The sequence below is a fragment of the Pelagibius sp. genome, assembly GCF_965227505.1.
Lineage (GTDB): Bacteria > Pseudomonadota > Alphaproteobacteria > Kiloniellales > Kiloniellaceae > Pelagibius.
This window is the reverse complement of the sequence record NZ_OZ245757.1, coordinates 1,767,939-1,781,453: the sequence shown is the minus strand read 5'-3', so window position 1 is coordinate 1,781,453 and position 13,515 is coordinate 1,767,939. Positions and strand designations below refer to the sequence as shown.

The 13,515-nt window shown below is 62.8% G+C and carries 5 protein-coding genes; 2 read left to right on the top strand and 3 right to left on the bottom strand.

From position 1 onward, the window contains the following. The first annotated feature begins 115 nt into the window (after window positions 1–115). Entirely contained in the window at window positions 116–1,408 is a 1,293-nt protein-coding gene (locus ACO06P_RS08375; protein ID WP_420349553.1) for a hypothetical protein, read from the top strand. A gap of 146 nt (window positions 1,409–1,554) precedes the next feature. Here the strand turns inward: ACO06P_RS08375 and ACO06P_RS08370 are convergent, their stop codons facing one another. The 3 genes from ACO06P_RS08370 to ACO06P_RS08360 all read right to left on the bottom strand — a co-directional run bounded on the left by ACO06P_RS08370 (window position 1,555) and on the right by ACO06P_RS08360 (window position 5,140). Then, complete coding sequence (locus ACO06P_RS08370) at window positions 1,555–2,706, bottom strand: helix-turn-helix transcriptional regulator (RefSeq protein ID WP_420349552.1); 1,152 nt, start codon at window positions 2,704–2,706, stop codon at window positions 1,555–1,557. Window positions 2,707–3,388: 682 nt separating this feature from the next. Beyond that, entirely contained in the window at window positions 3,389–4,450 is a 1,062-nt protein-coding gene (locus tag ACO06P_RS08365; protein ID WP_420349551.1) for a DUF1612 domain-containing protein, read from the bottom strand. Between the two features lie 69 nt (window positions 4,451–4,519). Beyond that, window positions 4,520–5,140: a transglutaminase-like cysteine peptidase gene (locus ACO06P_RS08360; RefSeq protein WP_420349550.1), complete on the bottom strand. Its 621-nt coding sequence runs from the start codon at window positions 5,138–5,140 to the stop codon at window positions 4,520–4,522. Window positions 5,141–5,606: 466 nt separating this feature from the next. On the opposite strand from ACO06P_RS08360, the gene ACO06P_RS08355 reads away from it, so the two are divergent. Next, entirely contained in the window at window positions 5,607–13,250 is a 7,644-nt protein-coding gene (locus ACO06P_RS08355; RefSeq protein WP_420349549.1) for a right-handed parallel beta-helix repeat-containing protein, read from the top strand. Window positions 13,251–13,515 lie beyond the last annotated feature (265 nt).

Below are 13,515 nucleotides of genomic sequence, written 5' to 3'. Positions count from 1 at the left end.
ATTCCCAAAACTCAGGTTTTGAGGCGCGGTTTTAGAACCTTCCAGCGTCTGTGATCGACCCATGGGAACCCGTTGTCAGCAGGTCGCGGCAACATGACCAAGGGAGACCAACGCAATGACAAGAAGACATCAGCTACAGCGCGCCGTTTGCGCCATCGTTTTGCTCGGGGTGGGATTCGGGAGTCCGGCCGGTGCCAACGCGATCGGGCAGTACGCCGAGAGCATTTCCCTGCACCGGGGGCCGGGGCTCAACCCGAGCGTGGTTCTGGAGAACCTGGGAGTGGTCAAGACCGTCGCGGGCGCGAATGTGCAGCCGACGGCCACACACGTCTATTTCGACATGATCGGTGAAGTCAAATGCATCGAGGATGCGAGATACATCCGATCGGAACATCACTTCGGTACGGCAAAAGTCAATCCGGACTGGAGCCTCAACGAGACGGAGAGCCTGTACAAGGTGGGATTCGAGCATCACGGTTCGCCCAACAAGAAGACCGTCACCCATACCCTCAAGGTGCCCCTGAGCCAGATCGAGAACGGGCCCCCTTCCGTCGCCTTCGATGCGGCAGCGATCTTCCAGGAAAAGCTTGAGGAGTTCGTTGCGCAGGGCGGCAGCGCGGCGGTCTTCCTGCGTGAAGACCGCTTTTTCAAGGTCCCCGTGCAGCTGTCCTTCGTCGCCTGGTGCAGTGAGCCGGAGAAGAAGACGTTCGGAAAGGTCAACACCATGGGTCTGGGCCAGGGCCGTCCCGCGGTGGCGCACTGGGCGGATGAGATCACCGTCAAGTACAAGGGCGATCCGGCAGTCGCGGGGATGAACACTGCCCTGAAGGGCCACAACCTGGGCCAGCTCAATCATGGCCAGCCCTTCGCGCTGACCACTGCGCGCTTTCAGCCGAACATGCCGCACTACACCGGTAAGTGTCCGCCGGTGCAGGATCCGAAGATCCGCATCCACTACAGCGGCAATGGCGAGGGTGAGCTTCAGTTCATCGTCAAGGATGGCATGACGAAGGTCGAGATTTCGCCGGTGATTGCCTATCAAGGCGGCGGCGCGCCGGGTCTTTACGATTTCAAGTATCCGCTGAAAGCCCGTCTGGCCCACCCGCTGAACAGCGATTGGAAGACCTTGAACAAGAGCATCGAACATCCGCTGAGCCTCCAGGCGCGGGTCCGGACGGCGGGCAGCCCGGCCTGGGGGCCCTGGAAGACACTCGATGAGGCTGTCTGGAAGCATCGCTGCACACCGCAAGCCAATGTCACCTTCGGCGGTGGCGCCGGTGGCTTCAAGTCCGGCAGCGGTGAGCCGGAAGAAAAGGAGATGCAGGTGGTTCCCGGTCTGACGAAGCCGGCCCCGGCCAAGCCGTTGCGACTTCAGGTCCCGGCTGGCAAGCCGCCGCGTGCGAACTGAACCCAAGCGCAGCACTTTTCCCGGCAACGCCTTATCGGGGGCGCCTGCTTTGACTTGCAATCATCAGGTCGCCAGATCGCAGGGCCTGGAAGGCTTTTGTGCCCGGCCAGGGCGTTACAGCCCTGGCCGGGTGTGCCCGCAGAGCGTTACCGCAAGCCCGGAATCATTGCCGTCAGTTCGGCGCGGCGGTGAATGCCCAGCTTGGCGTAGATGCGTTTGCGGTGGGTCTTCACGGTGTTGAGACTGATGCCGAGGGCCTGCGCCACCTCGCCTTCGTCGCGGCTGCTGGCCAGCCTGCGCGCCACCCGCCACTCGCCGCGTGTCAGGCCGAGTGCCTTACCCCACTCGCTGAGGCTCTTGATCGGGCGCGGATCCGGGTCGTTGATGGTGATGAGCGCCGTCGCGGCGACCCCAGTACTCCAGAAGACCTCGAACTCAAAGGGCGTGACTTCCGCCAGGTAGGGGCGCGCACCCGAAGGACGCTCCACGGCGATGACCGTCGCTGCGCTCGGCTTGTTGTTTTCATCCTCCCCCAGCCGCTGGGCGAGAGCCTGCTGCAACGCGCGCTGCACCTGGCCGTCGAGTACCAGCTTCCCGCCGCGCACCGTCAAGCCATCGGCGGTGGCACTGAGAGACTCCGCCAGGGCGTTCATGCGCACAACCTTGGCGTTCCGGTCCACCAGGAAGGCGGCGCGGCCGATCTGGTCGAGCGCTTCGAAGGCGGCATCCATGGTTGCGCCCATCTGCGTGACGTGACGCTCCACCTTCAGCCCGCGCATGACATGCGTGGTGAGGGAGTCGAAGCGCGCGATCTCCAGGTCGTCCAGGGGGACGCCGGTCTCGCTCCGGTTCAACGCGAACTTCAACTGGAGCTTCGAATCCAGACGCGAGGTGAATCGCGCCAGGTGGAAGGATTCTGCCTGTCGGGCGAAGTCCCGATAGTACTCGCTCTTTGCGAAATCCCGCGGGTCGCAGACGTCCTGCAAGCGCTGGATCGTCGGCGAAAAGGCGATTGGCAGGCTGACGCGGAACGGGTCGAGACGATGGTAATAATCGTAGTAGCGGTCGATGAAGTCGCCGAGGTCTGCGGAGAGGTGCGCGGCAACCGGCACCGGCGTGATCTCCGACGGGTCGAGGCGAAGCTGGGAGAGCTCGCAACGCTCGAGCGCCAGCGCTGCAAAGGACGCGTCGAAAGCAGAAGCGATAGACCGCAAGGCCGCGCCCCAGGTGATCTCACCGGTCGAAGCGCGGTAGACCTGCTCGACGAGGTCATCGAAAGCTTGGCGATCGATTACCATGCGCCGATGGCCGGGACGGACGCAGGCGTGCCGCGCGCATCGGGGCGAGCGCGCGCTCCTTCCATACCAAGCCGGGCCTGCGGACCGAAGAATGCCGGGTACGGAGATGTCTGTCTTGGGGCGGTCCTCGGCTGGAAAACGCTACCCGCCGCACAGACCTGTCCGGCGCCGTCCATCCAGGGACGCGCCGGCCCATAAGCCTCTGCAACAAGTATCAAAACGTTAAATTCCAACCCTCTACTCCCCGCCTGAAAGCTAGCGGTCAGGGAAGGGTCGGTGCGTCACCCTCAAGGGTGATTAGCTTGGCGCTGATACAACTCCCCATAGTCTATGCGACTACGGTTAATTGCTTATGCGACCTTGTTTGTTTGGCGTTCGGACCGGGTAATGCAAGCCGCCAAGCCACTTTGTTGGCGCCGCCCGATCCGAGCTGCGGAGTTGCGATCAGTGGCTACGTCCCTTCGCCTGATCGCTGGATGCCCGTTCGATCGACCATCCAGTACCATTTATTGTAAGTGTTAAAGTCTCTCGTTTTAAGTGCGTTTTATGTAGATTTATAATACTATTGTGATTCTTATGTGCGTAAATCAGATGTTTTATGATTCAAAATTGCCCTAATAGGACAATAAAGCCGACATAACGCCCTAATAGGGCGTTATGTCGATTCATTCAAGAATATACATCACACTGCAAGGCTATAGGCGCGGTTCTTCGGCCGTCCGGTGACTTCTTGGACAATCCCCTCGCCAATGAGTTCTTGAAGAAGCCAGTTGGAACCTTGCGCGGTCAGTTCGAGCCGACGCTTGATGAAGCCCGTCGAGATGGCCGGATAGTTCAGGAAAAGCCAGGCCAGGCGGGGCAGGCGGGACCCCGCCCCGTGGCGGGTAAGCAGTTCCACCAAGCGGGCGCGCCCGCGCGCGATCCTGTGGTGCTCGTCCAGGCCCAGGTTCGCGGCAACCTGAACGGCCTCGCAGAACTGCCGGATCCAGGCATCCAGTGGTGCCTCGCTATCCAGGCTCCGCCTGGCCTCCTGCAGGCCCGCCGCAAGGCAGACGGTCATGCCCTTTGTCTTACCCCAATGCCAAAGCAGCAAGGGTGCCAGCAGCAGGCCGATTTCCGTGCAGTGACGATCCAGCGGCTTGATCCGTTGCCAGACGCGCAGGGCCATGGCGGCGGCGGGTACCGCCGGCGTCGACTCGAGTTCGCCGACCACGTCGAGCCAGCGCCGCAGGCGTTCCATGCTGGCGGCACTGTGTGGTTCTTCGAGCACCTCGGTGGTTTCGTTGCCGCCGTCGAGGATCGCGGTCAGGCGGTGTTCCAAGGCGAGGAGGTTCTCGGCTGTGAGCGTCTTCGCCGGCCCGGCCCTGCCGATCTGCCGTCTTAGCGACAGCAGAGCCTTGGCTTTGGTCCAGGCTGCTGCCGGCCGGTTCGGCTGGCTCTGGGCATCGACCAGGGCCAAGTCCTCCAGTGCGACCGCGCCCCCATCGAGAGCGACAAGGGCCGAGACTTCCTTGAAATCCGCGCGGCAGATCCAGGAGTGGCGCAGATCGCTGGAGAGAAGCTGCTGCTCCAGGCGCGCGAGGCGGTCTTCAGCCAGGCTCCAGGCCCGTGCGAAGCTCTCCCACGGCAGGCCCAGGGCGTATCGTCTGCCGCTTCGTTCCGGCCCGCGCAGCTTACGCTCGTACTGCAGCTCATGGGTCAGAGCGTTGCCATTAACGGTAGCGGCTTGGCGGGTGGCCTGCATGGCTTGGTCCTTATCGTTAGAGAGTTTTCTGGAGGAAGCCTCGGCGAGTCAGATGGTTGGTTTCGTCACCTAGGCCGGCTCAGTCGCGATGGTTCGCCACAGGGCAAAGGGGCTTCCCGGTTCCTCACGTGCGACCCAGCGATACGGCAGGGCGCGCCACGGCATGACGTCGGCGCGGCGGTTGTCGAGCGCATAGGTCCCGCGGCTGGTATGCGCCAGGAGCACTGCGTGTCCCTGGCCGGTTTCCGCACGACAGGTTGCCAGGGTGAGCGACCGCCGCGGCCAGGCGAAGCGTTTGACAAGCAGTTCCAGCTTGCGGATCGCGAAGTCCTCGCAGTCGCCGGCGGTGGTCGCAGGTCTCCAGTTCTCCCGATCATCCAGGCGAAACTGCACCTGTGCGTTGACCAGGCGGTTCACGTGATCCAGCTCGGCCTCGCGGACCCTCGACGACGCCGTCGCGGCCAGGCTCTGCTTGCCGGGATGCAGGGAAGGATACCGCTTGATCATGCGCAGCCAGGCGCCGGGCGCGTTGGTGAACGCACCGCTGCCGATCGGTGTCGAAGGCGGCAGAGGCTCCGGCAGGATCGCAAGCTTGGCCTGCGAGGGTTGCGGCAGAAGGGCGAGCGCCGCAGCGCTTGCAGAGATGGCGAGGAAGCGGCGTCTTGCCGGAAGGTGTCGTCTTGACTGCATCCTTGGCTCCTTTGCTCGGCCCGGCGGCCGCCTGGGTCGCTGGCAACAGCGCGCAGGCATCTGTGGCGCGACCCGTGGTCCCGCGTCCGCCGCTGCCGTTTCCGGCCGGCCGTGTCTGCTGTCTCTTTCTGAGCTGTCCGCCGGAGCGTCCTGCTCCCCCGACTGCGGCTCCTCCTGACGGTTCCTCCGACTGGGGAGCCGCTGCTTCAGGCAAGCGCGGGTGCAATCTATGCGTTCAGACAGAGACCTGACGTCGTTGTCGTGACCCTAGATTTACGCCTCTGCAGAAGCCTTGCTGTCACCCTGGAAGGTGACGATATCCGCCTGATTTGATTAGGTATGGCTGGACGATTCGGTGTGGTTGGTTCGTGGATTTCACCCGCCGGGGTGACGCCTGACAGCAACCCCTGGTCCTATCTTCAATAGACGGGGATTTGCTCGTTGTGGAGAAAAGGGGCACACCAAAATGGAGCGAGTTGATGGCCATGGGCGCCGTGATGGCGCCCAGGAACACGACGCTGCGGGCGCGCAGTCCGCGTCGCATAGCGGACAAGACCAACTGCTCGGGCAGGCGCAGGCCGTCGTCGAAGTAGCCCCACCGGCAGCCGGCGAGACTGTCACCGTCGCCAGCGAACCGGGTGCTGTCTACGTCCTAACTTTCCTACCGGAAGACGCACGCTTTGAGGTGGAAGGCGAGAACATTGTGCTTGCCTTCGATGCGGACGGAGACGGTACCGCGGACTCGCGGATCGTCTTTCTCAAGCTCGCCGGCATGGCCGAGGACGGCGATGCGCCGATGCTGCAGGTTGCGGGCGTGGACTATGACGTCTCTGCTCTGCTCGATGCCGCAGTCTCCTTGTCGCAGACCCCCGCAGGACCGCCGGTAGATACCGCGGGCGGCCAGGACGGTGCGTCCGCCCAGGGTGGCGGCGCGACCCAGTACCAGGACAATCTTGGCGAGACGCCGGTGTCGGAGGCCATCGATGCGCTGGCCGGCGTCGGAGCGCCGACCGGCGCCGCAGAAACCACTTCCGGAAGCGTGCTGACGGGCCTGCCCCTGCTCGCCAGCGAGGCGCCGGAGATTTTCCTTGCGCCCCAGGGCGCCGGCGATTCCGGGCCCACGATCGAAACCGTCGCCGGCCAGTTGGTCGACGGCTACATCGCCAACGCCACCGTGTTCCGTGACGCCAATGGGAATGGCGAGCTGGACGACGGTGAAGTCTTCGGCACCACCGACATCAACGGCAACTTCTCGCTGACCGGCGGCAGCGGCCCGCTGGTCGCCTTCGGCGGCACCGACATCTCGACGGGCCTGGCCTTCGAAGGCGTGCTGAAGGCGCCGGAGGGCTCCACCGTCATCACCCCGCTGACCACCCTGGTACAGCAGTTGGTAGAGGGCGGCTCGGATGCCAGCACGGCGGAGACGCAGGTCAAGGATGCATTGGGGATCGATCAAGGTTTCGACCTGAACAATACCGATCCGGTGGCGGCCGCTGCTGGCGGCGACACTCAGGCGCTGGAGGTCGTCAAGGCCGGCATTCAGGTGGCCAACACGGCAACCCAGGTGAAGGCGGCGCTGGAAGGGGCCGGCGCAACCGACACGGAAGCGGCTTCCAATGCGGCCTTTCAGGCGATTGCGGAGAAGATCGCCGAGAACGTGGAAAACGATGTCGATACCGATCTCGGTAATGACAGCCAGATCGGCGATGTCCTGGAAGATGCGGCACAGACTCATCAGGACAACACCGGCGAAACCACCGCCGATGATCTCAGCGAAGATGACATTGATAACGCGACAAGCGTCATCGCCACGACCAATGAAGCCGTGGAAGACATCGACATCGATGAGAACAGCGATGCCATCGAGGTGCTGACCGATCTGGCCGAAGTTGCTCAGGTGGCTCAGAAAGAGGCGGCTGATGTTATTGAAGAGAGCGTCGAACAAGGCAGCAGTCAAGCCATCGACGACTTCGATATCGACGAAGCGATAGACAACGCAGATGTCGGCGACGTCGATGGTGCCGATGTGCTGACCGAAGGCGACGATAGTGTCGTCGGCACCGATGCCGGGGAGAGTTTTGACGGGCTGGGTGGGAACGACACCATCGATGGCGGCGGCGGCGCGGATGCCATAAACGGCGGCGCCGGCGACGATGTCCTCTACGGGGGCGATGGTAACGACGTTCTGTCCGGCGGTACCGGCGACGACCTGATTTTCGGTGGGGCCGGCAATGACGACATTATCGGCGGCCCCGGCAGCGATACCATCGATGGCGGTGAAGGTATAGACGTCGCACGCTTTGACGCGGAAGTCGGCGGTTTCACCTTCGCCGGCGGGCCGGATGGCGCGGTCCTGGTCACCGAGACGTCCAGCGGTGACACCGACACCATCACCAACGTGGAAAGCTTCACTTTCGGCGGTACCACTGTTCTGCTGGTCGGCACGGGGCACCCCTTCGCCTCCATTCAGGACGCCATCGATGCCGCCGACGACGGCGACGTCATCCTGGTGGCGGACGGTGACTACGGCCCAATCACCATCGACAAGTCCCTGACCCTGCTGGCGATTGGCGACAATGTCTCGATCACGGGACCCGGTCAGAATCAGCAGGCGGCTATCCGGGTTGAAAGCGGTGTCGATGACGTGATCATCGGCGGTGCAAACAACGGATTTGACATTGATGCCAGCGCCGGCGATCTGGCGGCGATTTATCTGGCCGGCGGGAACGACGACGTCGTCATTGAAGGTAACAATGTCGATGGCTCCACGGGCAGTGCGCTGCTCACCGGCGGGGACGGTGGAGGTGTCACCGACCTGACCGTGCGTGGCAACACGCTGTCCGCGGATGGTCCGAAAGCCGTGGTCTACAACAACGGTGAGGCCAGCCTGGGCCCTGCCAAAGCGTCCAGCGATGTCAGCATTGTTGACAACACCATCTCCGGCGGCGCCGATGCCGGCCTGCTGCTCGGCATCGAGGCCGACGACGCGGTGATCACCGGGAACACCTTCAATGGTGAGACCGCGACTTTCGGCCTGCTCGAGATCTTCGGCGAGAATGCCGTCATCACCGGTAACGATTTCAACGGCGGCGGGTTCGTGCCGGCGATCCGCGACTCCTTCGACAACTACAATGACGACGACCTTGTTGCCGGAAACACCTTCGACGGTGTGGCGGTGCCCGTTCTCAGCCCGAATGCTGCGATAACCATTGACGCCGACCAACTGGGTGATCAGGTAACGGCGCTGGATATCTCGAGCCTCAGCGGCGTTGCCGCCACCTTTACGAGTCTGGGCAGTCTGACCGAGATCGAGACGTCGGCTGGTCAAAGCGTCCAGCTGGATGGTGGCCAGATCGCCGCCGCCTTCCCGAACGCCAGTCCTCTGGCGACCGATCAGAGCCTGACCATCGTCGGCGATGCTGCGGTCGCGATCGTCAACTCCGGCCTAACGCTTCCGAACGACGGGACCGCGCCCAGCGTAAGCAATCTCCTGGCCCTGGAATTCGAGGGACTGGATGCCGAACAATCCCGGATTCCGGAGAACCTGACGGTCGACGGTAGCCATGCCAATGCCTTCGCAGCGTTCTGGATCTTCCTGGATCAGAGCTACGTGAGCGGCGGCAACTTCCTGAATCTGCCGGTGAACACCGACTTTGCGTATTTGGGCAACGACTACGTGCGCTATCTGAACGCGGGCGGCGAGGCGCTGCTGGATCTGGTGAAGGTGCCGGACGGCCGGCAGCAGACCCTGCATGACAACCTGCTCGGTAATCTGGGCGATGGGCCGATTGCGGACCGCTTTACCAACCTGGCACCCGAAAACCAGCCGGACCCCCGGACGGAAGCCGCCAAGGAGTTTGGCGACCGCCCCTATCACGCGGGCAACGTCACGGAGGTTAACGGCGAGTTCGTCTATTCCGACTTCCTGGCGGCCTCCGGGACCGTTGGCTGGGATCTCGCTCACGGTATCGACTATCCCGACGGTCTGCCGGCCCCCTACGACGTGCTCGATGGCGACAACGTCCTGACCGGCGCGAGCCAGGATTACTTCTTTGGCGGTGGCGGCAATGACACCATCACTGGCGACGATGGCGAGGACACGGCTGCCTACTTCGGCGAGCGGCTCGATTTCGACATCTCCGGCGACAGCGAAGGCGGCGTCACTGTAACCGACGGAAACGCGAACGACGGTGACGAGGGCAGCGACAGTCTTTCCGATATCGAGACGTTGCAGTTTTCGGACGGCACGGTGAGGTTCGAGGCGACCCTGCAGCGGGGTGTGCCGGAAACCGACCCCCCTGGTAATGAAAACAGCAACAACTTCCATGCCGGGACCGGCAACTCGAATGAAAACTTCGTCATTCATGACAATACCGAGGCGCAGATCGAGGTTGCCATCAAGGCCAAGGGTCGCGGCCACCTGCCTGATCCGCTTGATGTTGGTGTCGAAGGCGCGACCTACTTTGCTGAAACCGGCATCAGCTCCGGAGCTGCGGGGCTCTGGAACTTCGACTACAGCATTGTCGACTATGGCTCCGCTGACATCTCGGCAGAGACCTACAGCATCTCCATCGTGGCCGACTTTACGGACATTCACGGCAACACGACCGAGGCGGTTATGGTCTTCGACCCCATCGGCCATCGCGACGGCGGGGGAGAGGACTACTACCAAGATGCCAGCGGCAACACCGATGGCCTGCAGAATTCGCAGAACATCGGATGGTATGACAATGGTGATTATGACCCAGCGGCGCCGGGTGCCTATACTGTCGTTCTGACGGTGCGGGATGCTGAGACGGGCGAGATCGTTGCCCAGACCGAGATGCGCGTTGAGGTCGCGGCCAACATCACCGTGGGCGAGAACGGCATTGCCACAATCCAAGACGCCATCAATGCCGCCGAGGACGGCGATACGATCCTGGTGCCCGCCGGCATCTATGATGAGGATCTGACGATCGACAAGCAGGTCACCCTGATCGGCGCACAGACTGGGGTCGATCCCACCGGGGGTGCGGTTCGCGGCGACGAAACGGTGATCAACGGCAACATCACGGTGACCGATGCGGCCGATGGCGCCACAATCGACGGCTTCACGATCAACAAGGGTGCGGGCAATACCGGTATCAGTCTACAGGCCGGCGCCACCGACATTACAATCGAAAACAATGTCCTCAACGGTGGTGCGGTTGGCGACTTCAGTGCCGGTACGCGCGGCATCCTCAACGCAGATAACGGCGGCAACACGGGCCTGACAGTTAGCCAGAACAGTTTCAGCGGCTGGCGGACCGGCTTGTATGTGGAAGAGGGCGCGCCGGGGGCTGTCATCTCCGGTAACGACTTTGACGGCAATCTCGTCGGCCTGGCCTTTGAGGAGCCGGACGGTCAGGTGGTCACCGACAACAGCTTCACCAACAATCAGCAGGAAGGCATCGGGCTTGGCGCCAAGGACGGCAACCGTGAGGTGACCCTGGACGGCAACACCTTTGCCGGCAATGGCGGTCAGCCGGTCGGCGTTTACAGCGACGGCGACGGGATAACCGTTACGAGCAATGACGCCGGAACGGGAGGGGTTCTGGAGCTGCAGGCAGGTGCCACCAACGTCGAACTGCTTGGCGAAGGCGGACTCTCCGTTATCGGCAACGACGGCGACAACGAGATCACCGGCAACAACGGCGCCAACGCCCTCGACGGTGCCGGCGGCGCGGACACGCTCGCCGGTGGCGTGGGTAACGATACGCTGGCTGGTGGCGAGGGCAACGATGTTCTCTATGGTAATGGCGACGATATCGTTGCCACTTTCTCCACGGACTTCAGCGAGTTCGACACAGGGCCTATCACAGACGGGGAGAATGACTGGGTTCTGCGCAGCGCCGGCAACCGTGATCAGGAAATCGTCGATCTGGGCGGTGACAGAGGCAATGTGTTCAGGATCTCCAGCGACCCTTCCATCACTGACTTCGCCGGACCCTATTCTCCTGTTGTGAAGAACAGCTCGGGCGAGGCGGAAACCGTTGGGGAGCCGCTGACGTCTGCCGACTTCGATACCATTCGGGTCACCTACGACTTCAGACCGGTCAGTGATTTGCCGGACTCTTCCCGTGTCGAGGTGGACTTCGGCCGTGTCGGCAGCACCGACCGGATCAGCTTCATGGTCCTCGAGTGGGATGACAGCGTCGGCCTGCGGATTGCCACAAACGAGGCCACGACGACCAACGATCAGTGGTACACCAACGACTTTACCGCCTTCACCGGCAATCGGACGGTGGTCGAGGGTTTGGATGCCGATGGTGCGCAGTGGCACCAGTTGGAGATGGTGCTGCGCTTCAATGACGGTGCGGACAATGATGTGATCGAGATTTATCTCGACGGTCAGTTGATCGGCACCAGCACGACCTTCGAGAACTACTGGAATTGGCTTGACGACGATCACGACGCCAATGCCGAGGCCAATCAGGCGGTCGGCCTGTTCTTCCGGCCGAGCGGCAGCGGTGCCGCCGCAGACGGCGAAGGCGGTGACAACCAGGGCTTCTACTTCGACAACCTGGAGATCACCGCTACGAACTCTGCCACCGATCACGACGATCTGAGCGGTGGTGCGGGCGACGACACGCTCGTTGGCGGTGCCGGCGATGACACTATCGATGGCGGTGAAGACTTCGATACGGCCGTGTTCGGCGGCAACCGGGGTGACTACGACGTCAGCTTCGATGGAACGACGGTAACCGTCGAGGGGCCGGACGGCGCCGACAGCCTGACAGCCATCGAGGAACTGCGGTTCGACGACCAGTCCGTCTTCGTGGTGACGGACGGCCAGTCGATCCAGGCCGCCATCGATGCGGCCTCCGACGGCGACACCATTGTTGTGCGTCCCGGCACCTACGCTGAGACCCTGGACATCGACAAGCAGGTCACCCTGCTTGGCGTGCAGTCCGGTATCGATCCGAACGGTGACAGCCGTACGGGCGCTGAAACGACCATCACCGGCGGCATCCTCCTTCGCGACGGCGCTGACGGCACGACGATCGACGGCTTCACCCTCCAGGAAGGCAACGGCAATCTGCAAGGCCAGAAAGCGGGAATCTTCCTGGCCAGCGGCGCGGCGGACATTACGCTTCAGAACAATATCCTGACGCGCAGCGGCGCCGTAGATGACGACGGCTTCCGAGGTATGCTGACGACGTTCAACGGCGCCAACACCGGCCTGACCATTACGCAGAACAGCTTTACCGGCTGGCACTCGGGCGTGTTCATCAATCCCGGCTCCACGAACGCGCTGATCTCCGACAACACCTTCGATGGCAACTTCGTCGGCATGTCGATCGATGGGCCCGATGGCGCTGTCGTCACGAACAACAGCTTCACCAACAACCCCCACGAGGGACTGGGCCTCGGGCCGGGGGAAGCCAATCCGACGGTGACGCTCGACGGCAACAGCTTCTCCGACAACGGCGCGTTGAACGGTGGCCGCTCGATCGGTGTCTACGACGACATCCAGGTGACGAGCAACGTTGAAAACACCGACGCCGCACTTGAACTGATTGACGGTTACGCCAGTGACATCGTCCTGGCCGGTACTGCGCCACTCTCGGTCATCGGCAACGATGCGGCCAACGACATCGAAGGCAACGACGGCGCCAACCTGATCGACGGCGAGATTGCCGACGACACAATCGACGGCGGCGCCGGCGACGATACCCTGTTTGGCGGCCTCGGCAACGACGATCTGGCCGGCGATGAGGGGGACGATATCCTTTACGGCGGCGATGATGACGACATCCTCTTCGGCGACGCAGGCAGCGACACCCTCTTTGGGGGCGCGGGCGCAGATACCTTCGCCTATGAGAGCATTCTCGATGCCGGAGATCTGATCGACGGCTTCGACGCCGAGGGCGTAGACAGCATCGATCTGAGCGTGCTCTTCGACAGCCTTGGGGTTCTTGAGGGCGATCGCGGCGCGCGCGTCCAGGTTGACCAGGCCGGCGCCGACCAGGACGCGACGATCCTGATCGACAGCGATCCGGCCAGCGATGGTTTCGAGGTCACCCTCGCGACGGTGGTAAACGTCACCGGCGAGCTGACGGTCGACGACCTGATCCTGTCGGTGCCCTAGAACGGGCCGGCAATAGGGCTCTTGGCGGCGCGCGGCATCTGCCGGCCGCGCCACCGGGAACCGGGACGGCTTCACCCTCTGGGGTGATTGGCTGAACGGCGGCGGCTGCTACAAGACTTTGTGAGGCAAGCAAGCAGAACAGCCTCACAATCGCACCCAAGGCGACCGGGTGAACCTTTTGACCCCACTAGGCCCCTGGCGTCTTTCCTGGCGCCGGGCAGTGAGCCACCTCAAGCTCCTCAACTGCCCGGCGCTTCTCTCTTCA

Coding starts and splice junctions, on each gene's coding strand:
- ACO06P_RS08355 (WP_420349549.1), top strand. CDS start 5,607: ATGGAGCGAGTTGATGGCCATGGGCGCCGTGATGGCGCCCAGGAACAC.
- ACO06P_RS08370 (WP_420349552.1), bottom strand. CDS start 2,706: ATGGTAATCGATCGCCAAGCTTTCGATGACCTCGTCGAGCAGGTCTAC.
- ACO06P_RS08365 (WP_420349551.1), bottom strand. CDS start 4,450: ATGCAGGCCACCCGCCAAGCCGCTACCGTTAATGGCAACGCTCTGACC.
- ACO06P_RS08375 (WP_420349553.1), top strand. CDS start 116: ATGACAAGAAGACATCAGCTACAGCGCGCCGTTTGCGCCATCGTTTTG.
- ACO06P_RS08360 (WP_420349550.1), bottom strand. CDS start 5,140: ATGCAGTCAAGACGACACCTTCCGGCAAGACGCCGCTTCCTCGCCATC.